Raw genomic sequence first — 25,258 nt, forward strand, 5'->3', positions numbered from 1 at the left:
TGTTGAGAATCTCTGGCCCCGAACGATGTCAAGTTGTTCTTTGAATTTTGGCCATTAGATACATCAGATAAATTGCCTGTGTTTTCCCCTAATATTGTCACATCGAAGCTCTGATTGTCCTCCTGTCATCTTATTTACTAACTCCTAAGTCCAGGGAGACACGTTCTCCTGCAACCTAACAGCCAAAAAGAAATCCCGCATATAGATTTTATCTATGAAAATCTTACCCTCAGTGGCGTATTGAGGGGGGCGAGCTTCTTTCTTTTTATCTTAGCTGTCGATTATTTTGTTTTGGATTTATAAACTTTCCTGATCCACAAAAATAAATGGCGTTCCAGTTGGTGGGATGAGGATGAAACGCCGTGGATAGGAAAAGTGAGATGAATCGTGGTAGTTCACCTAATACCTGAATGCCCGAGCTGGCTATATTGATCCTGGTCCTGCCGCGCATTTAGCGGACCGTCTGGTAGTTACATGGCAGTGCCTCCCTAAGTTCTGAGATGATCCACATTTTATGTATAAACTACCTTCCACGATCACCGACTAAGTGATAATGATCAGGAGTAGTGTTAAAATAATTGACGACATGCTTTTTAACCATGTCGTGTAATGATTATTCATTCTTTTGTTATTTTGTTTTAATGGTTTTTCTGATGTGCCTGTAAAACGCGGAGATGAGGAGCGTATGGGGTGCAAAATGCGGCAAAAAACACGCTCCTTTACGTTGTGCAAGTTGTTGATATGGCGTATTTCATGATGTTTGTGGCAGACTTCTAAGCCGTAGGTCGTTGGTTCAAATCCTGCAGGGTGTACCATATAGAGAAAGGGTTTGCGGCAAATTGCTGCAAACCCTTTCTTCGTTTCTCTGGTCTTATTCTGGTCATTTTATAAAGATATTTCTAATGGCTACCTAAAAGAGTGTATTGTCATTCTAAATGATGGAAGACTACGGGAATCGAACTGAACTCCATGTAACTCAAGGGATTGTGTTATGGTATATCCGGTGTCTTCTGCTCACATCTCCTCATAATAAGAATGGAGTCAAAGATAACTCTTTCTGCCCTGTGGGCTGTCCTCTTAAGAGTCAAGGGTGGTATTCTATCCCCGGATTCTTTTCTGAAGCCTCCACGCCTCTTTGAATTTACCAATCCAATGGTATTGATGTTCTTTTTCTAGTTGTTAAAATCCTTATTTCTTACACAAAATCTGCACATTATATCTCTAGTATTCCTAACAAGAAATAGTTTCGCATGTTCTCGGTCTACATGGTTCAAAACCTGTTTAAAAAAGATGAAATTGTCTTGGTGGTGCGTCCGATTTGTTTCTGAGCAAGTGCTAGTGTCACGTTAACGATGTTTTGACGTATCGTGCTTGTTTTGTCCGTTCCTGTACCGCGCCAACTTTCCGCACCTAGCCCCCCTATGTATGGCAAGGCGGCACAGTACAGGAACAATCAAATCCAGCGCAATATTTCGCAATTTCATCGTTGACGCGACACTAGTCAGCTAGGCTTTAAAGGTGTTTGCATTTGGGTGGCCAATCCATGGCAAGTGTTGGTTTGGCCTTTTTAAAGGAAGTAGTACTCGAGTTAATTCAATTTAAGGAGGAAAGGATGAAAAAATCTTTGTGTAAAGGACTGGTAATTGCTGTTGTTGGTTCTTTTATGGTGGCAGGAGTGGCATCTGCTGCTCTTATTTCTGGTGATATCAGTATCAGTGGCGGCTTTGATGTACTCGAAGACGGGAATAGCCTGGCTGATGCAATTGGCATTGATTTTTCTGATGACATGTTTGTGGTGAATGGAGTTGAGACCGGCAGTGTTCTGGATTCCTATATTGATGCGTGGGAAACAGGTACTATCAATGATTTTTATTTTACAGATGTGACAGGTGATGGAAAAGTTTTGTGGGAGGTGAACGGGGTTACATTCACTCTGACAACGCTTACAGTCGGGGAACAGGATTCTACATCTTTATTTTTAAGTGGAACCGGATATTTCAGCTACAGTGGTTATGAAGACACGTACGGAGAGTGGGCTCTTTCAGGACAGACCACAGATGCTTCGACTACGTTATCGTGGTCTTTCACCAGTGATGCTTCGGTGCCTGAGCCAGCAACCATGCTGCTTTTTGGAACAGGGATGGCAGGGCTTGCCAGTATGAACAGAAGAAAAAGATATTAAGCGCTACAGCTATAACTTTACCTTAATAACCCTGAGATGTAGCAGCATCTCAGGGTTTTTGTATTTTGTCCTACCAGCAAACCCTGCTGACCACCATTATATATCTCCTTTACTTTCATGTACATGGAAAACTGAAGTGGTTGATTCCTTAACATGAAATTGAGATGCATCCAGTATCTTTCGAGTTCTAGCTTGTGTATTTCTATGTAAGCAGATCTGACCTATATAGATCAGTGGAGTAACTTCCGCTGTTATAACTTTTTGATCGTGTCTGATACGTAATAAAGATGGGGATTTTTAATGGGTGACCCCTTGTGTTTGTTTTCTGAGGAGGCCCTAGATAAGATTAAGCCAAAAACAGATTTGCCTCCATTCGCCCCTCATTTCCAATAAAAAGGTGATAAAGATCCACATTTCAATCAATGGGCATAAATTTACCCATTGCGTTCTTTGATTAGAAACAAACTGGCAATCAGGTGGTTATATTGCTTTCGACAGGCATTGCTCTCATAACCACTTGATTCGTCCTTCTGAAATTGAGTGATCACTCTTAATTGCTGCCAACCTGCGAACATGTTAGGTCGATTGTATAGTTATACATTTCAAATCCATCCCAACTGTCGATAAAAGTCCCTTGGCTCGTCGACAAACAATCTTGAATTTGGATGCCTTCATTGTTATTTACGCAGGTAAACGTTGTCCCATCTGTTGATGTTATTTCATAATTCGAATACCAGTCGCCATCTGCAGACAATGAACCTTTATATATTCCATTGCCCTCATCTTGGTATGCAATATTCAGCACACCAACTGTCTGACCATCCTTGCTGAATGTTCCTTCACAGGTTGTTACTTCATTTCCAAGTTGGATAGTTGAATCAATGTCAGCAGCAACAAGCTCACGACTAGATCTATAATTATAAGATATATATATTCGTTTCACCAACCCGATAGATTTGGCAAAATATTCGACCCTTAAATTTTGAGAACCGGCAATTTCCCTTGTTATCATCAAGCAATTGTCAAAACTACCAGCAGGGGTAGTTACGTTCTCCACAGCCTCGAATACATATTTTCTGAATTGTGGTTTTAAATCGGACTCCCACTGATACACGCTTGGAATGATATCCCCCACTTTCATTTCTGTTTTTCCGAAAGGAATAGGAGGTTGCGGTATCGAATCTTCCCAACCGGTTTCAGTAAATAAGGTGAAAGAGACTGTATCTCCAGAAACAGTCGCATAATCAATTCCATTTCCCCAATCGATACTGTACCGGGGCTGCCCTTCAACAGTTTCGATATCACTTGTACGTGTTATAAAGGATATGATTGGTGTTCCATACTCATCATCGAACCAGGTCTCTTTATAAACGTATTTCGCATTGTCTTGGTAATAGTAGTCCAGAAAATTATAAACCTTAACATCTTCGGAAACTGTTCCAGTCATCCCAGCAGAGATTTTCAGGGCATTTATAGCCTCTGGCAACCCGACAAGATCATCACCATTTACATCGCCTATAACTGCTGTATTTCCAATAGTTCCACTGCATAATAATGCCAATCCCACAATACTGATACTTTTTCGCACCTTTTCTCCCCCCATTGTAAAATCAAGTAAAATAAAATCGCTGTGGATACTGACGAACACAAGCACTTAACAATACTAGTCATGCTATAAGTGTTTGAAATTTAATCATAATGCGGAAAATAATCAACTTGTTTCCTAATATCTATATATTAATTAGAGTCTCCTCAGAAAAGAGTCTTGCAACCTAACCGAAAACAAAAGAATGCCTGTGACTCTTTAACCAGTCTGGTAGTAATTGGGTAAAAATCTTTTCAAGGAAATGGTAGTAGCCTGATAAAGACGTTTTTTTTATTATTTTTTCTGATTTTTCCCACAGTACTGTCAGGTTCATCACTAGGAAAATACTATTGAGCCTGTAACCATTCTTGCCCTGGCCAAATTTCCCTTCGATCGGTATTCTTTTCCGGCTGTCCTGGGTCCGTTGTTTCTTCATTTGTTCAAGGTGTTCTGCATTCTCCGCTGTCTTCTTGGGTGGTCGTCCTAAGGCTTTTCCTCCAAAACGAATTCCATTTTCTTTGAGGTATTTTCGGTTTTCACGTGAACCATATAGCTGGTCGCCCAATACAACTTCCGGGTAGTATCCATGCCTCAGCCTGAATTCCCCGACTTGCGGTTTCAAATCTTTACTTTCATTGTAGGCGTCCCAACCAAGGTGATCTACAAAAGCCAGTCCCTCGCTCATGTTGACGTTTGTTTTTGGCACCGAATTCTGTCTTTTTGCTGGCTTTGCCACGTACTATCGGGCGAACATGAGGCTGTGATATGGAGACAACTTGATCATCACATCGTTTCTGCCCACTTGTGTACATCTTATCTTGCTGCGCATACAAATGCTGGATGATCCAATACTGCCGTTGCCGCTTATACACCAGTGGAAAGGGTTTGCTTCCAACGTGATCAAGGAGCTCAGAGATATGCTTCAGATTCCTTCTCAAAAATTGAAGCTGCTCTCGAAGACCACGACGCCTTACTTTCACACTGGGCTTTTTGTTCTTGGCTAATTTCAGGTACAACTTCCTCGCTTTTCTTCGATACGTTCTCGGTTTCTTTGTGTAGCCACTAAGAACGTACAGTTCATCTATGAGGCTCTCAGATATTTCTCTGGCTTCATTGAGCAAGCTCATGTCTGTCGGATAACGTATGGCTTGCTCAGCAACAGTGGCATCCACAAGCATTTTCCCCTTGTGGGTAACTTCTTTCAAATCCGCCGGTTTCGATTGGACAAGCTTATCAAGGATCACTTGCTCAAATTGAGCAAACACCTCTTTTCCCATACGCTTGCGGATATCAACAAACAGGCTGGGAGCAAATGGCTGTTCATCTTTGTAACTTGAGAAACCAACGAAGTACTGCAGGTATGGATTCTCCTGAATTTGCAAGACGGTTTCCTCGTCACTCAGGGTCAATTTATGCTTTATGATCAAAGCAACAATCACCATTCTTGCGTCTTTTCCTGGTCGACCTTTTGAACCGTTCATCGTGCTGTAATACCCAACAGCCAGATCATCCCAGGGAATATGTTCGCTCCATTTAACCCACCTGTTTTCCGGATTCAATTCTCCACCAAAGGAAGTTTAAATCCTTCAAGTGAGAGTTGTTTGCTGCTCGTATATCGGATCATGTGCATGCCTTATGATGAATATAGGAATAAAACCATGCACATTATAACAATTTTTCAAGACATAATCAGGTCTTTACAGATAGTTATGTCATTCTGAGTTCAATCTAAATAAAGGGGGGATTAGATAGGCAGCCTAAGGAAAGTGTTCATGTATATTTGACCACTACACGTGAGGGTGCAGATGAAAATCGTGAAAGCCTCAACATGAATACCAGCTTCATCGTGTGCAGCAGGAGATGCGAAGCTATCTCAAAAAATTACCGCTGCACATTACTCACACTAAATCAGAATTGAAAATTCTAGGGAGTGCCTCAATAGGTTTCACAAGTGATTTGAAGATTATAAGGGATATCGTCGTATTCACTGAAAAAGAGATTTTGATTTAAGGAGAGGCATTGGTATTCCTCCTCTACGTCATACCCTGAACAGATAAATGTGTTCTGATCCTGAGAGGTCAGGTTGTATGAATCAGTACCCCACTCTGAATGGAGGTTAAATGTACCCTCAGCAGTATTGTCATCAAGTAGTCTAATTGATATTGATATATCGAAAGATTTCTGGTCTGAGTCAATTGCCGTCCCCTTGCATAGTGTCATGTCATTGCCATAATGGGTACCGTCAATGTTTCCACTGATCAGTTCTTCAACAGTGCTGTAGTAATTATCTGAGGTACCTGTAACCACTCTCTTTACCCGGCCTACACCTTTTGCAAAATATTCAATTCGATTACTAGACCAATTTGACAGGGTTCTTTTTATCGCTATACAGTCGGGGAAGAGCCCTGCAGGAGTGATGACATCTTCAATGCCAAGAAAAGTATATTCCCTGATGATGAACGGTGTGTCGGGAAATCGCTGGTATATCGTCCTAAGGGTCTCGCCGACTTTCATGTTTGTCAAACCAAATTTTATTGGTGGAGTCGGGTATTGCTCTATCAATATTGGTGAAGTAGGGTATTGCGAATAATCTGGATATGTAAATTTACTGAAAGAAAGTACGTTTTCTGAAATGCTTACGTAGTCAGTATCGTTATTATAATGAATAACCAGAAGGTTTTCTCCATTTTCCTGACTCAGTTCTGAGTGAATGACTTTGTCAAATGTTCCGGGAGGCTCATCGATGGAAATGGTTGTGCTTGTATAGATGTAGGTTGATTTATCTTGGAAGAAATATTCCAAAAAATTGTATGACTTTGTCCCGGTTGTGATTTCTGATCCACCTGCAGCGATGCTCAGAGCATTAATTGCCTCTGGAAGTCCGACAAGATTATCACCATCAATATCGCCAACGGTGGCCAACGAAGAGGTTGAAAGTGTTACTGCGAGTAATAACGTTGATGCACAGACCTTGATTTTCATTTCCCCAACTCTCCCTTTATCCTGCTTTCGTGATGTTAAACTGCATGTGTTAATAACTGTTTTAGAAGTAAGGTACATTGTTTAATATGTTTCAATTATTAAGTAAATAGGGGGGTGGTGTGAATTTTTACGAAGTTTCCGAGAGGCAGGGCATCAGAAAATGAAGATCTTGTAAGTTAAGGTGCAATCATGAGATCTAGAACCATTTGTCTTGAGAAAGGCAAATTTTTGGTTGTCACTTCTACTTTGAACATCAGTAGATTGAGATTGCTGAACCAAGCCTCCCATAACGGCTATAGTCTCAGCAGTGAAGGAGTCTACTTGAATTTCGTTGAAGAAGTACAGTAAGCGCAACAGACTTGAGCCTGATCATCAGAGGTAATGGATTGATCAAACTTGAGTTGGCTTCGGTGGTGTTGATCTTTAATCGAATTTTCTCCGGTCGCCCTCCGGTACTTTGGTTCATGGAGAATTGCTTCGACATTTCACTTTAGGTTAAAAAAAAAGGGGTTACCCATAAAAAGGCCCTGTCAAGGAATGGTATCCTCCATGAAGGAAAAAACAGCATTTTCCTTCGTAAGGTACATAGTCGCCATGGAACTCCAGCCTTACAGAATACCCGTTCTTTATTGCACCCATAATTTCAACTTTACGTGTCGGTAACATCTTCACCGCACCAGTCACCCATCAGGATCAAGGCTAAGGGAGAGATTAGGATTGTGGATCGAAGAGATCCTCGAAAAAATCTCGTAATGGAATAACTCTAACCTGGTATCCACCCCCCTGTCCGCTGTTGCGGACCCAGAAAATTATTGGTGACATACTTGTCCAAATGTTTGTACAAGTCTCATGATACGGTGTGGTAAAGGGGCCAGGGACCGACTGGAAGTGCAGCTTCTTGGGGTATCGTGGATTGCTTTTTTGCCCAGATGATTGGCTTACCCCAGGTGTAGGAAATTTTGTATACCGGTAAAAATAATCTGGGCTGCAATAGCTGAGACAAAGAGACCAGTTATCTTAGGCAGAATAATAAGGCCTTGTGCACCGATCAAGCGCTTCACGCTGGAGGAAAGGTAAAGAATGATTCCGACACTCAACACCGCCAGAAGAATTGCTAGTCCTATAATTACCTTTTCACTTATCGTCCCTGCTTCGGCACCTGTAACGAGCAACATCCCGATAACGCCTGGGCCTACAGTCATGGGTATTGCCAGTGGTACTATGGCAATATCCCGGCTGTTATTCTGGCTTTTGGTGTCAGCCTTTTCTGATATCATGGAAATAGCTGAAAGAAAGAGAATTGTGCCTGCACCTATCCGAAATGCATCAAGGGTTATGCCAAAGAGTTCGAAGATGTATTTGCCAAAGAGAAAGAAAATAAAGCAGCTGATCAGGACGCCAACGGTAACTTTAACTGCGGTCTGTTTCTTTTCTGTATCGTCGAAATCTTTGGTCAGTGAGATAAAGGCAGACAACACAAAAAATGGCGTGAGAATAAAGAAGGTCTTTAAGTAGAAATTAATAAATGTTTGTACTATCAATGTACCACCTTAAGGAATACAGTTTTAAAGTCACCGCGGGTATTTTTTTCAGGATTTACCACGAGGCTGCCCATAGAACAATTGTTCTTACAGGAAGTAATTACAATTGAGAAGGTTAAAAAAATGTTCATGGGATAAATCGGTATGGGGTCGGACCGAGCCGACACTCTCTAAATTAGATCTTAATTTCCAAATCAAAAGTGTTTTCAAGGCTTAGAGGGGCCTTTTGGGAAAGCGTTAAGCTTATACAAAACAATCTTCTTGGCTTGCTGCTAGTCGATTGGCTCTGGTTAACGTGTATATTTCGTTGAAGATTCATGCTTTCTTGAAAAGGGTGTTATAATAAGATTGCGGCCCTCTCAAGATCAGGGGGGCAAAAAACAGTTTTACAGAGGCTGGTTGAAATATCTGTGCCCCTGATAGGTTCATGGACTCGATTGTTCTGGGGAGAATATTTGGGGATGAAGTCTAATGAGTTTTCTGCTCAGAGCAACTCACTCATTCATCTCGATCAAATATTTCCAGTAGCGCTGGGGCAGAAACTGGCGCTGGAGATTGAGATTTTCCCGGTCCCGGTTGGCAATTGCCGTGTGGAAAGTCTTCCAGAGGTCTTGGTAATAGCGTTCTTCACTGGTCATTCGAGAGTCGGGGATTTCGCCATGCTCTTGTATGTGTTTGGTGAAATCCTCATCAATATCGATTGTACGCAGGCACGATCTGTCCCAGAACAGTGCATGATTTCGTCGAAGATCATGCAAAATCCACTGCTGATTCTTTAGCCGCGTTTTGAAATGCTGAGCACAATATCCGATGATGTTACAATCTGGTTCAAAGGGTGCGTATTGTAGGCCGTCTTCAAATATTCTAAAGCGGATAAGCCCTGTGAATCTATGCGCTTCAAATGCGACCTTCCGTGATAACGTATCAAGATGTCGTATGGAGTCATGCGTATACATTTTAGTGGCTCGTGCCCCGCGCGAAAGGCACTCTTTTACCATCCAGTAGAGGTGTGTTCCCACCTCAGGATCTTCACTTAAATAGCCATTGAATGCAAAGCGGGATGCGTCGTCATTGAGATTCCGCAGATAGTTAAAAAGCCGAAGAGCCTGGTCTTTATCTGCTTTAAGTCGGATTTGTGTATCAAAGAGATCTGGCGTGAAGCTGTTTTCTGCAAAAATTCCTCTCACCTGCTGGTTTGACTTTACGGCAATGGCTACGGCGTGAAGCATTCCTTCAAAAGATCCATCATGGAGATATATGTACTGATTCATATCAGAAAAGCCTGAGTTGACGACTGTGCTGAAGGAGCTTTTTGGTGCTCGGCTGCTCTGCCTTACACATAGCTGCAACAAGGTGATGGTGAGGAATCCCTGAACCAGCTATGCATCGACCGTTGATGGATATGAAATATTTTGCGCGTTTGAGGACCATGCCGATTTTTTTAAGATCCTGTTCGCGTATAGCAGTAACTCTACGAGTATTAATGATACGCTGGGCAGAGGTGACACCGACACCGGGAATTCGCAGTAGCTCCTCATAGCTTGCCCGATTGATATCTAACGGGAATAAATCAAAATTGCGTAATGCCCAGGCCGCTTTGGGATCAATCCGTTCATCAAGATGAGGAAACGCGAGGGAGAGTATCTCGTCAGCTTGAAAGCGATAAAACCTGAGCAGCCAGTCAGCCTGATACAAACGATGTTCGCGGATTAGTGGTGGTGCAGTGTTGAGTGCCGGGAGTTGCGGTGTCTCGTTTACTGCAATATAGGCGGAGTAGTAGACGCGTTTTAAGCGGATTTTGGAATAGAGATTTTCTGTGAGTGTAAGGATGCGAAAATCGCTCTCTGCAGAAGCCCCGACAATCATCTGGGTGGTTTGCCCGGCGGGGCAGAAGCTGGGAGCGTTTCTGCTTTTTTTACGTTCACGCTGAAATCCGCTATGGTCTTCACCTATCTGTTGCATGGGAGCAATTATGCTTTTCTTCGTTTTTTGCGGAGCAAGCAGTTTGAGTGAATCTTCAGATGGCAATTCGATATTTACACTGAGGCGGTCAGCCAGAAAACCGGCTTGTCGCACTAATTCCTGGGATGAGCCTGGAATAACTTTGAGGTGAATATACCCGTTAAATCTATGTTTTTGGCGTAATAACCTGCATACTTCCACCATGCTGCCCATTGTTGTTTCAGGAGAGGCAAAAACTGCCGAGCTGAGAAAAAGACCCTCAATATAATTACGCAGGTAAAAGTTGATGGTGAGATCAGCAATTTCCTCGGGAGTGAATGTTGCCCGCTCAAGATTATTTGAGCGACGGCTCAGGCAGTAACTGCAATCGTAGACACATTCATTACTCATCAGGATTTTAAGCAAAGAAACACATCTGCCGTCCGCAGACCAGCTATGACAGATCCCGCTATTTGCAGCGTTGCCTATACCTTTGTTGTCTGCTTTACGAGTGCTGCCACTTGAAGAGCATGATGCATCGTATTTCGCAGCATCTGCGAGAATCTTAAGTTTATCAGAGGTATTCATTTGCCCTTGTGTACATCGTTTTTCAAATGAGTTGAAGCAGTAAGTTATATAGTATCAACCCCAAATATATTGGCTATCAAGAAATTGATTATGACATGAGAGGGTTATCACAGAGTGAGTACCCAACATTTTTTTATTCATTCTTCTCCTTTTAATATAACACGAAAATCTCATGTGTTGATATGGCTGAGCGGTGAGGAGGGTGTCCGGAAATGCCAGTGGTAATTCAATTTTTTCTGACCTCTGTTTTGCAAACAATATGTTGAACAGGATAGGTCTGGCATGTCTCTTTATCGCGATAATATCATTTGATAATTTGCAGACTGATAAGACGACAATACCTGTTGTCGGTAGAGGTTGTGTCCGTTAAATAAAAACGTATATCGCATAGTTGCAGACAAGGGAGTTTTGATGAATTTCGATTTATGTACACGTATCATGGACAACATGTCGAGAGTGATTGTCGGTAAACGTGATGTTTGGAGTTATTGCTGGTTGGTCTGCTTGCTGAAGGTCACGTCCTGCTGGAAGATGTTCCGGGGCTTGGTAAAACATTGATGGCCAAGGCCCTTGCCAAAAGTATAGGTGGAACATTCAAGCGCGTGCAGTTCACCCCCGATCTGCTCCCTGCAGATATCACCGATTTTAATATTTATAACCAGCAGACCTGTCAGTTTTCTTTACAGTCCGGCCCGGTAATGTCGCATGTGTTGCTGGCAGATGAGATCAATCGAACTATCCCACGCACCTAGTCCAGCCTGCTTGAAGCGATGGAAGAGCGTCAGGTAACCATTGACAGTCAGACGTTGCCGCTGCCTCAACCATTTTTTGTTATGGCGACCCAGAATCCGATTGAACAGGAAGGTACTTTCCCGCTCCCTGAAGCGCAGTTAGATCGATTCCTGTTGCGTGTGAAGCTGGAATATCCTGATCGAAGCGAAGAGATTATGCTACTCGAACGTTTCAGAAAGCAGGATGCATTTGTAGAGTTGCAAACCGTAGCAAGCCCGGAGCAACTTACCGAGTTACAAGAAGCCAGAAAGCAGATCCATGTTTCTCTGCCAATTCAGGAGTATATAACTGATATGGCTCGTGCTACCCGAAATGATGAAGCCCTTCGTCTTGGCGTCAGTCCACGCGGTTCTTTGGGCCTTATGCGTGCGGGACAAGCTTTGGCAGCCCTCAAGGGTCGCGACTATGTGCTTCCTGATGATATTAAGCGTTTAGCCATCCCGGTGTTGGCTCACCGGATGACAATTCGTGAAGAAGAGTGGCTACGTGGCAACTCTGCTGAAAATATTCTACAAACTATTATAGATCAACTCACCGTACCCGCAGTGGAACAGTCGGCATAACTGCACATGCAGAACTCAAGCATCCCGGAAGACCGGTTAAGCGCCATATTCACTATCCTGTTTATGCGGTTTATGGTGGGAATTGTTTTTATGGTAGCGCTCCTCAATGAAGAACAGAATTTGATACTGCTGTGCCTGCTGCTTTTCTCCGTGGTCGGTGTTGCGAAACTGTGGGGGAAATTCAGCCTTCGGGGGATTACCTGTTGCGGTAGCGTAGACCGTAAGCGTCTATTCCCAGGAGAAAAGCTGACGCTTTCGGTGCGAATCGAAAACATGAAGTTCCTGCCGGTCTGGCTCAGGGTAAATATTGAGGGTGCAACGAATAGCGCTGTCGATTTTGCAGCTGAAAAAACAGAGTTCTCTCATGATATTTCACTGCTCTGGCATCAGCGTGTCAGTTTTAAATGGCAGTTGATAGTAAAAAAACGGGGGGTAAACAGTCTTGGGCCGTTTCATATTCTAGCGGGTGACCTGCTCGGTTTTTTCCCGGGTCATCGTAACGAACAGGCCCCTGAAGTTATCGTTTATCCGCGGGTTGTCCCGCTTAAACCGTTGCCACTACCAGGACGTGACCTGTTCGGTGTACCCGGTGCCAGTAGCCCTGTGCATGATCCTGTCTATATCGCCGGTACCAGAGAATACCAGCTTCTTCAGCCCGCAAGATATATTCACTGGAAAGCCAGTGCCCGCCATAATCAGCTGCAGGAGAAAGTTTTTACCCCTTCATGGAAACAGAAAATCTTGTTACTCGTTGATGCTCAGGGTTTTGTTGACAACAGAGCGTTTGAAGAATTTGAGAGAACACTTGAAGTTGTCGCCTCACTGGCAGTTTCCATGGTTCAAAAAGGTATCAGTGTTGGTCTTATTACCAACGGATGTCTTGATGGGAAGTTGTCTGGATCAGGCGCCGTACCTGTTATGAATCACACGGGAACACTGCCTGCAATCCTTGAGACTCTTGCCCGTATCAGGATGGAGATTGCAAATACTCTCCCGGTAGTTTTGCAGAATTCTATCACTATCCCCTGGGGAGTGAGTGGTGTCCTGTTCTCCCATTCTGCTGATGCCACGAATATGGCTTCATACAACGCGCTTGCTCAGCGCCGTATTCCTACAATCTGTCTTGTTTCTACGGATAATGCTGATCAGCAAGCACAAACAACGCTTGAAGGGAAAGTTATCTGCTGCGATGATCTTCGGTTGGAGATGAGACAATGAGTACCATTCGTGAGCAACTTCTGTTCATGTCGGCTGCCTGTATGTCGCTACTATGGCGATTCGCGCTTACCACGACCATTGCGGCAAGCCTGTTTATCATGCCTGTTCCATTTTTAGCTGCTGTCTTTTGTCTCTGTATCGGAGCGTTGATCAGTGCATTTACACGTGGTGGAAACTGGCGGATTATTCAGCTACTGCTAGTACATACTCTCGGTTTCGGGAGTTTCGTAGCAATAATAGTGCATAGCTCTTTTGATGGACCTGGTTATCTGCCGGATCTGACTTGGCTGAAAAATCTGGTCATTTCACCAAAAAATCCGTTGCAATGGTTTACGCAGGTGTATTTCGTGTTGAGCTCTTTGTGGTTCTGGATATGCGGCTCTTCGCTTATTTCAACACCCCGGAGTTATAGTAATATCTGTCAGCGCTTTGATGTAGGAACAGCATGGTTCTTTGCTATGTTCTTATTTCGATTTTTCCTGGATTGGCAGCATGATTTTGTGATCACTGATTCAGGGTCCGGAGCTTTACTGATACCATTTTTTCTGTTCAGCATGCTTGGGCTTGCCCTGGCGGGAAACCGCAGTCGAGGTCATAAGAAATTTATACCCGGCTATAAAGGTATCGGCATAATCCTCAGTTTTTCTCTGACAGTGCTAGGGATAGTGGTCGCAGCGCTATCTCTCTTCCAACCGGCCCTGCGACAAGGAGCAGAGACTGGATACAGCGCACTAAAAGCAGTGGCGGAGCCCCTTGTGCCATACTTCATTAAAATCATCCTCTTTCTTTTTGCCCCTCGTAAGACCTATCAGGCCTCACAGGTAACACAGCAAAATGATAAAGCCGCAGCAATAGCCTTGCCGCAGGAGAGCTGGCTCAGTGATTCTGCACAGGAGATTTTGTCGTATATTTTTATTGGCATGCAGGCGCTGATTCTTATTGTTGCTGTACTCTTTCTGGGTTGGTTGGTCAGCTGTTGGTTCCTCTCCAGATCACCTGTAATACGTGCGGATGATGACAGGCGACAATTTCAACTCTCTTTCCGTTTAGTTATCATTCAAGTAATAGGTTTTTTAAAGCAGGTTCTCAGGCGCATCTTCCCTAAAAGAAATCCTGCTGCTGATGAACTCTATTCTTATCTGCTTGGCTGGGGGCAATACAGTGGCGTGCAGCAACGTATCGGAGAAACACCAATTGAATATGGCTGCCGCCTGCAATCCCATTTTCCGGAGTTAAGCGATGAGGTACAGCATTTAATCGATACATTCATTATGCAGGTTTATGGCGAAAACCATATCCCAGCTTCTGCCTTGGTTCAGGAACAAATTGCATGGAAACGCATGCGTCACCCTCGCTATTGGAAGATGCGGCTGAAAATGGTGATGTTTGGGTATGTGTGATGTCTATGCATGTTTCCCCAAAAGACTACAAATAGAAATCCGGACCCGGACTATGGAGTTATCTTTTAAGTGTAAGCTGATTGAAGATATTATGTGCTTTAAAATAGTTCAATTTCAATATTTGTATATTCTCTAGTGTACAAACCATACGAGTCTGCTTTGACTGTGTTATACAAATTGCTCCTTTACTTCATTTTATTTAATTTTTTTTGATTATTTACAAATGTATATTCTATAGGCAGAGCAGTGTAGGATATTCTGCTTACATCTTTTGATGTGAAAACGTAATTTCCGTATAAGTTCTTGTAATTAAATTTAAAAGACATGTTATTCTCGGTTCGTCATGGATGCCCTGGTTGTGGAAAAAAAATTGTTATCATTATTTCGGCTTAACCACGCATGAAATAAGTGAAATTATCGTGCTTTAATAGGTAGATATACCCATTGACCTATCTTCGCTATTTCGTTAGAAGACACATTTTACGTTTAATATTGCTTATTGGATTGTTTTGCTTTCAAAGTCATCCGGGGGGATGGGTATGCATAGGAAATTGAATCACATATTGGTGTGTTGTGGCACTGCAATGTTTTTTGTCTCGCTACAAGGAGCTACTTCAACTCTTCAGGCTGCAGTCATATCTGGAGCTGTAACCTCATCTAGCACAGGCGATGGTGTTTCCGGGGCATGTGTTTACGTGCTAAAGGAGACATGTGGAGATTTTTTAGAGACGATGGCAGGTGTTACACAAACGATATCTGATGGTACCTACCAGTTGGATGTCTCACCGGCTGACGGATATTACCTATCTGTGAATCCCGGCTGTGAACCCGACACAGTGCTACTGCCGGAGTATTGGACAGGAAACGGACCTGAAGATAACGGCAGTTCGGACTGCAGTGAGGCGGTTGCAACACCACCTGTGACCACAGAATTTCCGCTGACAGGAATCAACTTTTCACTTGATTCAGGTGTGGTGATTGAAGGATATATACGTGATACGATGGGAGCCCCGCTTTCATGGGTCTGCGTGAATGCGTACGCCGGTGAGAAATGTGATCACAACTGGGTGAACAGCACGAGTGCCAATGACACTGGGTATTATCGGCTGATTGTACCTGGGCAGCAACAATACTTCTTAAATACAAATACTAATTGCAGTAGTGAACACGATGAGTTCCTGGACGAGTATTGGGATGGCCCAGAAGGCGATGGAACTACCAAATGCTATGATGCGGAGCTTACGGATGTGCCTGTAAGCAATATAAACTTCCAACTGGATAAAGACACCGATAGTGACGGTCTCAGTGATACCGTTGAGAACCAGCTGGGTTTGCTTATTGATAATCAGGATTCTGATGGTGATGGAATTGGCGACTCTATTGAAGCGGCGTATTGGGCTGCTGATTACGATGAAGATATCGACGATGATGGTACGCGAAACATTGACGATACAGATGCAGACGGGGACGGAATCAGCGATATCGAAGAGTTTACTTATGGCTCTGATATCAGGGTTGCTAATTCTGAACCTGTGCTTCGGCTTTATGAAGATTTTTCGACGGGCACAGTTGATTCAGCAAAATTCAAATCAAGTCAGATTACACGCGAGACCACAAACGGCGATTTGCATTTAGGCTTTATAAGCCCCTCAAAGGATAGCATGGAAGCAACGCTGAAAGACAATACCGTAAAAGGTATGAAGGTCTCATTTACCATCGACAGTCTGACCGGTGACTATGATGGAGCCCCATATTTTGGTTTGGACGGGAACTATTATAATGATACTGCCTCCAGCGGCGTAACCGGGACGATTATGGCCGGTCTCTATGTGGAAAGAGACGGAGATCTTCTTACTCCTGGTTATTATATTGGCAGGTTTACTGACGAAAATTGGACCTACTCCAATATCACCGGTAGTGTTTTTGGCGACTCGCAAGGCGTGCCACTTCAACTTGCAATTGGTACTTCATATCAAGCGTCTCTCGTCTGGGATGGAGACCATGGGTTTACCTTCACAATACTCGATAATGCAGGGAATATTCTTGCGGAGAATACTGTTTCCGGGCCTGCAGCTATTGCTGCAATTTCCGGTGATCGTCGTGCCAGGGTGCGTGCTCGAAACGGTGGGCAGATCGCAGCACGAATTCATGACTTTTATACGGCCGGAGAGATTCTGAATGGTGTTCCGCAATTTACACTGCTTGATGATTTCACCAGCTCGCTTTTGTCGTCTGTCAAATGGAAGATGCCGGAAATGGTTCTAGAGGTTACACCTGAACATGATTTACGGTTACTCTCTCAGTCTTTTGGAGACACTCAGAGTACACGGTTGAAACTTGCAGAAAAGCTTCCTTATGTCGAGGTAAGGGTCAGGATTGATGAACAGAGTGTGATTTCCGGAGATGCACAAGGCAGGATGCGGCTGGCCTCCTACCTGTACAATGACAGTCATGGCCCCGGCAGCGGTAACTCATACAATGGGCATGAAGGAGATTACTGGGCTAAAGTGATGCTTGAGTATGTCAAAACGAATGAATATCCAGAGGGGAGATTCAGAGCACAGTTTTATGTAACCAGGGTTCTCGACGCAGATTTCTCTTCAGATGCGCAGCAATATTCAACAGATTTTACAATGCCGATTAGCTTTAATGCTGAGTATATCCTGCATCTCGGATTCAATGGTGAAGTTTTGGTTGGAGGAATTTACTCTGGTGACAAATCGCAACATGAGATAGCTGTATATATGCCGACTACTGACGTGTATCCTGGCTTCAATCCTTCTACCGAAGTCATCTCAAGGGTTAGAGGAAATGGAACTACAGGCATGCTTCAAGTCTTTGTTGACGAAATCAAAGTGGCTGGGGAGTCTCTTGAGAAGGAAGGCGATGTAAATGTTGATGGTTCTGTTGATCTCAAAGACGCAATTCTTAGTCTTAAAACCCTGACTGGAAGTAGTGGTTATGACTCCTGGACAAAAGGGGATGCTGATGGCGATGGCAGGATTGGATTACCGGAAGCTGTGTTTATCCTAGATGCTCTCAAGCAGTAGTTCAATATCCTAACTGGAAAAATGAAATTTCAATGATTTGCTAATCGTGATCATTTCCGGTTAGCGCTGTTATGAGATTTCCGAAATAAAAAGCCGCCTGTGATGATCACAGGTGGCTTTATTTGGTGTTGATCAGCGTCGATAAGAAGATTTTCGAGCATGCACTTGTGTCCTTTTCCTCTATCTCTTTCGATTACCTGGTAATCCACTATTTCTAACACTTCAGGCTACCAATCTCGTGCCTGTGCTTTCACTTCGTTCTGATTTTTGCTATCTTTTTGTTGAAGCAGGTAATTTTAGTTCTTCTGAATTGCAGATGCTGTTTTGTCCCTGCCTTTGATTCTGCAGAGCAAGTTCTACCTGTTCAATTTCTGAAGTGTACAGGAGGGATTGATATCTGTTGTAATAGCTTATTCGATTGAGGTTACAGTACGCTCTCTTTCATGTTATCTAAAAGTCTTAAGAAAAGGTCAGACGTTCATATAAGTTTTTTACCAGGCGAGGGGAAAATTCCCTGACATCCTGTCTGAGTTCAAACAAAAGGAGCGCAATATGATCGACATTACTGTTCGTAAGACGTATCAGGACTACAGTGACGGCTCTATCAGCAGAAGGACATTTCTTGAGAAACTCGCAAAACTTGCAGGAGGCGTTGCAGCTGCCTATGCCTTGCTGCCGATTCTCGAAAATGACTACCTTGCACGAGCCGAGATGATCCCGGAAAATGACGCCCGCCTCACTACTGAGTACATAACTTATCCCGGTGTTTCAGGAGAAATTCGTGCATATCAGGCCCAGCCTGCGAGTGCAGAAAAGCTGCCTGGCGTACTGGTAATACATGAAAACAAAGGCCTTAATCCACACATTGAGGATGTGACTAGACGATTGGCCCTCGAAGGCTATATGGCTGTTGCTCCGGATGCACTCTCTGTTGCCGGTGGCTCTCCCGAAGACCCTAAACAGGCTGTCGAAATGATTAAAGCGCTGGACATGGGCGCGACTATAAAGAATTTTGCCGCTGCTGCCGCATATTTGAAAACACATCCAAAATCCACAGGAAAGGTCGGAGTGGTCGGATTCTGCTGGGGCGGTGCCATGGCCAACCAGATGGCAGTAAACTCTGGCGATATCAGCGCTGCGGTTCCATATTACGGGAAGCAGCCGGACGACGCGGATGTGGCAAAAATCAAGGCATCACTTATGCTCCATTATGCAGGGATAGACGAGAGAATCAATGCGGGAATTCCAGCGTACGAGAAAGCCCTTAAGGATAACATGGTTGAGTATCAGCTTTTTATGTATGACGGTGCCAAGCATGCATTTAACAATGATACCAATCATGAACGTTACCACAAGGAGGCGGCTGGTCTCGCGTGGCAGCGCACTGTTGCCTTTTTCAATGAGAAACTCAAAGAATGAGCGAGCTTGAATATTTCAAGCGTCTGCTGATTCTGTAATCAAGGTATCACTGATTGGGTTTATAACTTCAGGCAGCATCGTTTATACTTTTTTCCGCTTCCGCACGGGCAGAGATCATTTCTGCCCGTTTTCTTTTGAGACCTGTCAGTGTGCTGCAGATGCCACTGTTTTGCTACAGAATCCACAAACGGCTGGCAGTGATTAAAAAACATTTTGTAGCCGGCACAGAGATAATTGATTGAGTTGTCTTCTCCTGGGACTGTTACAAAACGGTTTTTGGGGCATTCACCATTGCACATGGAGAGAACTTCGCATGTTTTGCATCGTTGTGGCAGGGTGTTCATCTTTGCGGCGCCCAGAGCCTTTAACGATGCACTCTCAAGCAGTTCTGCAAGCTGATGCTCGGTGATATTGCCGATAAGATGTTGCTGATCAACGAAGTGATCACAAAAGTACAGATCGCCATTACGTTCAAGAACAGGGATATCTCCACAGACAGGTCTAAACAGGCAGAGTGAATGTTCCTGCTTAAAGGCTGTACGTGTTGCTTCTTCAAAAACCTGTATTTTGACGTCACCAATATCATGCTTCAGCCAGTGATCAAAAATAGTACAGAGAAATGCCCCGAATGCTTCCGGCTGGACACTCCGTTCTGTCACGTCCTGTGGCGAACCGCTTACGCTCCTTTCAACCAGTGGCAGGAAACTGATATATTTCCCGCCGATATCTTTCAAATAACGATAGACCTGTAACGGGTACATGACGTTTAGATCATTGACCACGCAGAGAATATCTGTAGGGATTGTGTATTTGCGAAGGTATTTCCAGCCCTGCATTACCGATTGGTGTGTGTCCCTATCATCCACGGTGCGCCGATAGTGATCATGAAGTTCCTGCGGGCCATCTATACTGATCCCTACCGTGAAATTGTGTTCTGCGAAAAAAGCACCCCATTCATCGTTTATCAGCGTTCCGTTTGTCTGAATGCCGTTAGTGATCTTTCTTCCTAAGGTATTGTGTTTTTTTTGAAATTCAACAACTCGACGATAGAAACCCGTCCCTGCCAGCAGCGGTTCTCCGCCATGCCATGAAAAATTAACCAGATCTCCTTTGCAGGCTGCAATATGCTCGTTGATGTAGGCTTCAAGCATATGATCGGTCATCAAGGACGGTTGAAAGGACAAGTCGAACTGCTCACTCTTACAAAGGTAATAGCAGTAGTGGCAGCCAAGATTGCACCTGTAGCTTACCGGCTTGGCAAATATCTGAAAATTCTGGTGGCTGGGTTTTGGCATGGGATAGAATAGTATGAAATTTCCGTTCCTCGAATGCAATAGTATGGAAGGAATAACAGGTGGCCGAGCGAAATAAAAGCGTCTAAATTGCTTTCATAACAATTATCACAAATCTTAAAATAGCAGTTTCCTCTTCAGATAGTGAAAAATATCTCTCGATTACTATAAATTTTACCAGTAGATGTTTCCGTCCATCGCCTGTGGTGGGCGACACAATAACTAACATGTCTACGTTGTTTCGCAAGAAACACATGATACATATGCTGGTTTATTCAATCCGACGGCCTTCTGGCAGACGAGTAAAGGCTGAGAAAAGAGGGCCGTCTTTGGTAAGGCGAAACACGGCGACGCAACTTTACTAAGATGTCATTTGTCTGAAACAACCTGTGGCCCCCACACTTTCGTTAGCTTCAAACGAGGATTAAGCTGGCTCCCAATAACAACGTTTAGGTGAAACAATCTTTTCTTCTTTTTTTAGTTTCGCCATTGCTTTGTCGACTGCTTTACGATCAAGTCCACCGATTTCGGTAATTTTCCCTGCATTGAGGGGCTGCCCACTTTCACGCATAATCTCTAAAACTTTTTCGGAAATGTCCACTGTGAGGCTCCTTGTAGTTATTGCTGTAATCTTCTTAAAGGCTCCTGATGAATAGGAGCATATTCTATAACCCAACATGCTTATAGTGACATGTCATGCCTCAGATGTCTAAATCTGTTCGCCTTTTTCACTTCCTGCCTTCGTTACTCATTCAGTTACATAGCGCTGCTATGCTCCATCAGTCATGCCTTGCAGGAAAAGAAAAAGCTTCACATTATTACGACATCTGACATGACACTGGCTCGTATTTTTCATGAACAATTTCGAAAAAAATATTCATGAAAAATACGGGTTGGCGCAAGAAAAGAATTCACGCCGCTGTTGATACGTGCATGCTAAACCGTTTGTTTTATTGATTCCACTGTGACTTCAAGTACCCGTGTCAAAAAAGAGAAATTTTCTTTCATCATATCCCATTCTGGGCCTGATGATATAAATCTCGCAGTTCCTTTTACAAGAAAACCTGTTCCGGGTCCCATTTTACCCTCTACTTCTTTTGATCCGACTGTCAGCAATATAGTGTCGTTCTTTATTACTTTCTTTTCGGTTTTCCTCATTGACCATGCAGGAAGTAAAATTCGTTCATCTTCTGTGATGTGAAGGTATGAATTCCAAGTATTTACAACATGCGCTTCATTGTCAGCGCAAGAAACTATAGCAACAACACCTTCATGACTAATTACATCTAAGAACTTTTCTGTGAGCATAAGTTGATCTCCATTTGTTGTATAATGTCTATTGTGGATATCTGTTATCCATGATAACTTTAAATTAAAAACGAAAGAAGAGTCAAGACATTTTTTTCGTAAAAGTGTCTAATGTATGGTTTTGAAATCATCAAAGGAGATCATAGATGCAATACAGTATTGGCGTAGAATATGCGTTTCATTCGCTTTTTTACATGGTGGATTTGCCCGAACATAAAACTATCGGAATCAAGCAGATAGCAGAATTGAATGGGATTACGGAAACGTATCTTTCGAAAGTTTTTGCTAAGCTACGAAAAGCTGGGATAGTTCGGTCAATTGCTGGTGTGAAGGGAGGCTATCAGTTAGCCAAAAGTGCTGAAGATATCTCATTTTGGGATATTATTGAGGCAATTGAAGGTCCTTCGTTTTTGTTTCAATGCGCTGAAATTCGGAAGAAAAACATATTCGTTGATGATCCAAGTGTCTTTACGGACAAATGCCCGTGTCTCATTAAGGTCGTTATACAGGATGCAGAAGAGTTAATGCGAAACCAGTTAAGGACCAAGTCACTTCTGTGGCTGCACGAACAGGTACATAAAGATTTTTCGACGGAGAAGAAAGAGGGTATTGTTGAATGGTTGAAAACCATATGATGTGCTTATCTATCCGATATCTTTGAGCGTAATTCTTAAGCGAGTGCCACTTTACTCTTACCCACGTACTTGAACAGCTCGGCTGATATCACGTGCCAAGGGTGAATTCGTTCAAGTTAATCTGGTAAGCTATTGTATTTAATAAATATGAAAAACAAAGCGGCGCTGGGTTTTATCCCGTTTTCGGATCAGAAATAGTCTTACACTCCAATTCTCATCATAGCTTCTTTTTATCCAGAAAGTTGATGTTTGGGGCGATCATGGCGTGAGATGCCATTGACGTGGTATAAAAAGTATCTCTGCCAGAAGGCTTATGCCAGGTCAACTCTCAGTAGACTTTATACTCCCTTTAACCTGACAGAAATTCTCGTCAAATTATATTCTATCAATGAAAATCTCTTCACACTTTCAACAAATCAACAGAACACGATTGCGACAAGAGCTTGCAAATTTTAGCTACATGATTTTCGGTTCCCTTTGTATCGCGCTGGGAGTCGTGTTGTTTCTTGCACCCAATAATATCGCTACCGGTGGGGCTCCGGGTATGGCTATCTTGCTCAGCCACATGTTCGAATCGATATCTTTGGGAACTTTGATGCTGATAATCAATGTGCCATTGCTGCTCATCGGCATGAAATACTTAGGTAAATCATTTGGTATACGGACAGTTGTTTCTATTTTTCTGGTCGCGTTATTTGTCGATCTTTTCAGTATTGTCATAAAGCTCGAGCCGGTAAGCCACGAGATGCTACTGGCAACACTTTTTGGCGGGGTTATTATCGGCATAGGCGTCGGTTGTATCCTGCGCGGTCACAGTTCAGCTGGTGGCTCCACAGTTATTGCAAGAATCCTTGCGGCTCGTTTCAATATCAAACCCGGACATACAATTCTGGCAATCGATGCGCTTATCATCAGTTCGTCAGCCTTTGTGTTTAACGGCATCGAGCAATCACTCTGGTCGCTTATAAGTATTTATGTCACCTCCCGTTGCATCGACATCATTCTCACAGGCGGACCTTCTGAGAAGGTCGTCCATATTGTATCAAACCGTGTTGAGTTGCTTGCTGATAAAATCACCACATATCTCGGCCCGAACGGCACCATTCTGAGTGGTACAGGGCTGCAGAAAAGTGAGGAGAAGACGATGATTTTCGTGGTCGTCGAATCAAGCAGAATTACAATTCTCCGGGATATCATCCATAACAATGACCCGAATGCTTTTATGATTGTGATGGATGCTTCAGAAATGCTGGGACGTGGGCACTAAGTACGAGACTCCGAGATATCACCTATATGGCTCTGGTGAAAGTTATCAAGCGCCTCGATTTAGATGAAAACACCTCGTTTTGGGATGGGAACTACGTAGAATAAAAACAGATAAAGAAATGAGAGATCGGTAATTCGTAGTTATCTTTCATTTTCCGTGGTCCGACCATTTGGATCAATGGGTCGAACCACGGTGGAAATGATGTGATTTCTTATTTCCTGGCAATGCAGAAGGTAACAGAATCCGAACTATACAGGTCAGAGTCCGGAATCACCTTTTCATAACATTGTATAGCCTTGAAATCTGCGTTTGATAATAGGCTATCTAGATCGGAATGAGTAAACGTGTGTACCCAAAATCGGTACACTTCAGATTTCTCATTATCTTCAATAATCGTATGCTGGCTCAGGCTCACCTTATGCTCTTCGTAATAGAATGTTTCTGTGAGTGCCAGGTAATGGCTATTTCGCCAAAAACCACTTTCGGATGCTTCCCACTCTCTGGTTTCTGTGAGTGACACCTGATGATTCTCATTGAGAACATCAAATACAAATGTACCACCGGGTTTTAGTGCCCTATAAATATTTGCCAGAATGATTTCACGCTGGTCTGGTGTCAGCACTCCGAAATCCGTAAAGATCATCATGATCAGATCATATCTGTTCTCATCACTCAGCTCTAAATAGTTCTGTACTACATAGGAAATATCGAGATTTTTTCGACGCGCAGACTCTTTTGCATAGGTGATGGAGTTTTGGGAGAAGTCCATTCCCGTGACATTGTGCCCACGGGCTGCTAATTGTTCGGCATACAGTCCGGGACCACACCCCATATCAAGAATGTTCAACATCTCAGCTGACATATGAGAAAGTATCCACTCTATTGTTGAAGCGATGGTGGTTTCTTTTCTGCTGGCAAGTTCAATATCCTGGCTGAGATGAGTTGCCAGGAGCTGTTTGGAGATATGTTCATCCACCCACATCATAGCGGTGCCGGGGGTATAGGCTTCAGGCTTCTTTACAGTTTTTATAAGAGTGTTAATATTCATGAAAACCTCTATTTTTCGAATAATTCCTGCAAGACGACAGCAAAAGAGGGCCACGCCTGTCTGCAGTAATGTCGCTTGTTAATTCTATTAATCAGTGATTGGACGCAGGAGTAGAGCCACAAAATCATAGATTGTTTCTATGACGTGTTAGAGCTCATCAAGTCCATGTCGGATATAACACGAGAAGATATGTGATTAGATGGTTTTCATAATGAAAAATTGTTTACTGTGAGACCTGCCTGAAGTCAAGAGAAACCGTAATAGTGAAAGTAGCGCAACTTGATAGCCATCATCTTGGCCTATCGTCAAGAAAAATACTCATAGGTTTCCAGCCCCCTATTGAAACCAGCAGTGTATTCCTTGCCGGCTGTAAAACGTATGCCGGAAATTTCTGGGCTCAACTATACATGGGATGCAGGTAAACACCTATGTAAGTCGATTCGATCC

The 25,258-nt window shown here is 43.3% G+C and carries 16 protein-coding genes and 2 pseudogenes; 8 read left to right on the top strand and 10 right to left on the bottom strand.

Annotated elements, in window-relative coordinates:
- Positions 1–1,612: 1,612 nt before the first annotated feature.
- A complete protein-coding gene (locus FCL46_RS26095; protein ID WP_228723284.1) occupies positions 1,613–2,182 on the top strand; it encodes a PEP-CTERM sorting domain-containing protein in 570 nt (189 codons plus the stop codon).
- A gap of 550 nt (positions 2,183–2,732) precedes the next feature.
- Here FCL46_RS26095 and FCL46_RS26100 read toward each other — a convergent pair.
- From FCL46_RS26100 to FCL46_RS26130, 6 genes and pseudogenes are all read right to left on the bottom strand, one after another.
- A complete protein-coding gene (locus FCL46_RS26100) occupies positions 2,733–3,770 on the bottom strand; it encodes a hypothetical protein (RefSeq protein WP_136808725.1) in 1,038 nt (345 codons plus the stop codon).
- 313 nt (positions 3,771–4,083) lie between these two features.
- Positions 4,084–5,391, bottom strand: a pseudogene (locus FCL46_RS26110) (IS5 family transposase); the annotation flags it as partial.
- Between the two features lie 311 nt (positions 5,392–5,702).
- On the bottom strand, positions 5,703–6,749 hold the full coding sequence (locus FCL46_RS26115) for a hypothetical protein (protein WP_136808722.1): 1,047 nt from the start codon (positions 6,747–6,749) through the stop codon (positions 5,703–5,705).
- A gap of 938 nt (positions 6,750–7,687) precedes the next feature.
- Positions 7,688–8,290 carry a MarC family protein gene (locus FCL46_RS26120; protein ID WP_136808721.1) on the bottom strand — a complete coding sequence of 201 codons (603 nt, stop codon included), beginning with the start codon at positions 8,288–8,290 and terminating at the stop codon, positions 7,688–7,690.
- 494 nt (positions 8,291–8,784) lie between these two features.
- Entirely contained in the window at positions 8,785–9,561 is a 777-nt protein-coding gene (locus FCL46_RS26125; RefSeq protein ID WP_136808720.1) for a TIGR03915 family putative DNA repair protein, read from the bottom strand.
- 1 nt (position 9,562) lies between these two features.
- The gene (locus FCL46_RS26130) at positions 9,563–10,819 is read right to left on the bottom strand and encodes a putative DNA modification/repair radical SAM protein (protein ID WP_136808719.1); all 1,257 of its coding nucleotides are present in this window, start codon (positions 10,817–10,819) and stop codon (positions 9,563–9,565) included.
- 411 nt (positions 10,820–11,230) lie between these two features.
- Between FCL46_RS26130 and FCL46_RS28995 the strand changes: the two are divergent.
- From FCL46_RS28995 to FCL46_RS26155, 5 genes and pseudogenes are all read left to right on the top strand, one after another.
- Positions 11,231–12,174, top strand: a pseudogene (locus FCL46_RS28995) (AAA family ATPase).
- Positions 12,175–12,180: 6 nt separating this feature from the next.
- Positions 12,181–13,392 (top strand): DUF58 domain-containing protein, encoded by a 1,212-nt coding sequence (locus tag FCL46_RS26140; RefSeq protein WP_136808718.1) that lies wholly within the window; start codon positions 12,181–12,183, stop codon positions 13,390–13,392.
- Positions 13,389–14,792 (top strand): DUF4129 domain-containing protein, encoded by a 1,404-nt coding sequence (locus tag FCL46_RS26145; protein WP_136808717.1) that lies wholly within the window; start codon positions 13,389–13,391, stop codon positions 14,790–14,792. The genes FCL46_RS26140 and FCL46_RS26145 overlap by 4 nt, the downstream gene beginning before the upstream one ends.
- 539 nt (positions 14,793–15,331) lie before the next feature.
- Complete coding sequence (locus FCL46_RS26150) at positions 15,332–17,842, top strand: hypothetical protein (RefSeq protein ID WP_136808716.1); 2,511 nt, start codon at positions 15,332–15,334, stop codon at positions 17,840–17,842.
- A 552-nt stretch (positions 17,843–18,394) separates the two neighbouring features.
- A complete protein-coding gene (locus FCL46_RS26155; protein WP_136808715.1) occupies positions 18,395–19,261 on the top strand; it encodes a dienelactone hydrolase family protein in 867 nt (288 codons plus the stop codon).
- Positions 19,262–19,320: 59 nt separating this feature from the next.
- On the opposite strand, the gene FCL46_RS26160 is transcribed toward FCL46_RS26155, so the two are convergent.
- From FCL46_RS26160 to FCL46_RS26170, 3 genes are all read right to left on the bottom strand, one after another.
- Positions 19,321–20,556 carry an anaerobic sulfatase maturase gene (locus FCL46_RS26160; protein WP_136808714.1) on the bottom strand — a complete coding sequence of 412 codons (1,236 nt, stop codon included), beginning with the start codon at positions 20,554–20,556 and terminating at the stop codon, positions 19,321–19,323.
- Between the two features lie 421 nt (positions 20,557–20,977).
- On the bottom strand, positions 20,978–21,154 hold the full coding sequence (locus tag FCL46_RS26165) for a MarR family transcriptional regulator (RefSeq protein ID WP_136808713.1): 177 nt from the start codon (positions 21,152–21,154) through the stop codon (positions 20,978–20,980).
- 335 nt (positions 21,155–21,489) lie between these two features.
- Positions 21,490–21,861: a pyridoxamine 5'-phosphate oxidase family protein gene (locus FCL46_RS26170; RefSeq protein ID WP_136808712.1), complete on the bottom strand. Its 372-nt coding sequence runs from the start codon at positions 21,859–21,861 to the stop codon at positions 21,490–21,492.
- A 146-nt stretch (positions 21,862–22,007) separates the two neighbouring features.
- On the opposite strand from FCL46_RS26170, the gene FCL46_RS26175 reads away from it, so the two are divergent.
- A complete protein-coding gene (locus FCL46_RS26175) occupies positions 22,008–22,496 on the top strand; it encodes an RrF2 family transcriptional regulator (protein ID WP_136808711.1) in 489 nt (162 codons plus the stop codon).
- Positions 22,497–22,926: 430 nt separating this feature from the next.
- Positions 22,927–23,763, top strand: a complete 837-nt coding sequence (locus FCL46_RS26180; RefSeq protein WP_217909527.1) for a YitT family protein — start codon at positions 22,927–22,929, stop codon at positions 23,761–23,763.
- Between the two features lie 211 nt (positions 23,764–23,974).
- On the opposite strand, the gene FCL46_RS26185 is transcribed toward FCL46_RS26180, so the two are convergent.
- The gene (locus FCL46_RS26185; RefSeq protein ID WP_136808709.1) at positions 23,975–24,811 is read right to left on the bottom strand and encodes a class I SAM-dependent methyltransferase; all 837 of its coding nucleotides are present in this window, start codon (positions 24,809–24,811) and stop codon (positions 23,975–23,977) included.
- Positions 24,812–25,258: the final 447 nt, after the last annotated feature.

The organism is Desulfosediminicola flagellatus, from assembly GCF_005116655.2.
GTDB lineage: Bacteria > Desulfobacterota > Desulfobulbia > Desulfobulbales > Desulfocapsaceae > Desulfopila > Desulfopila flagellata.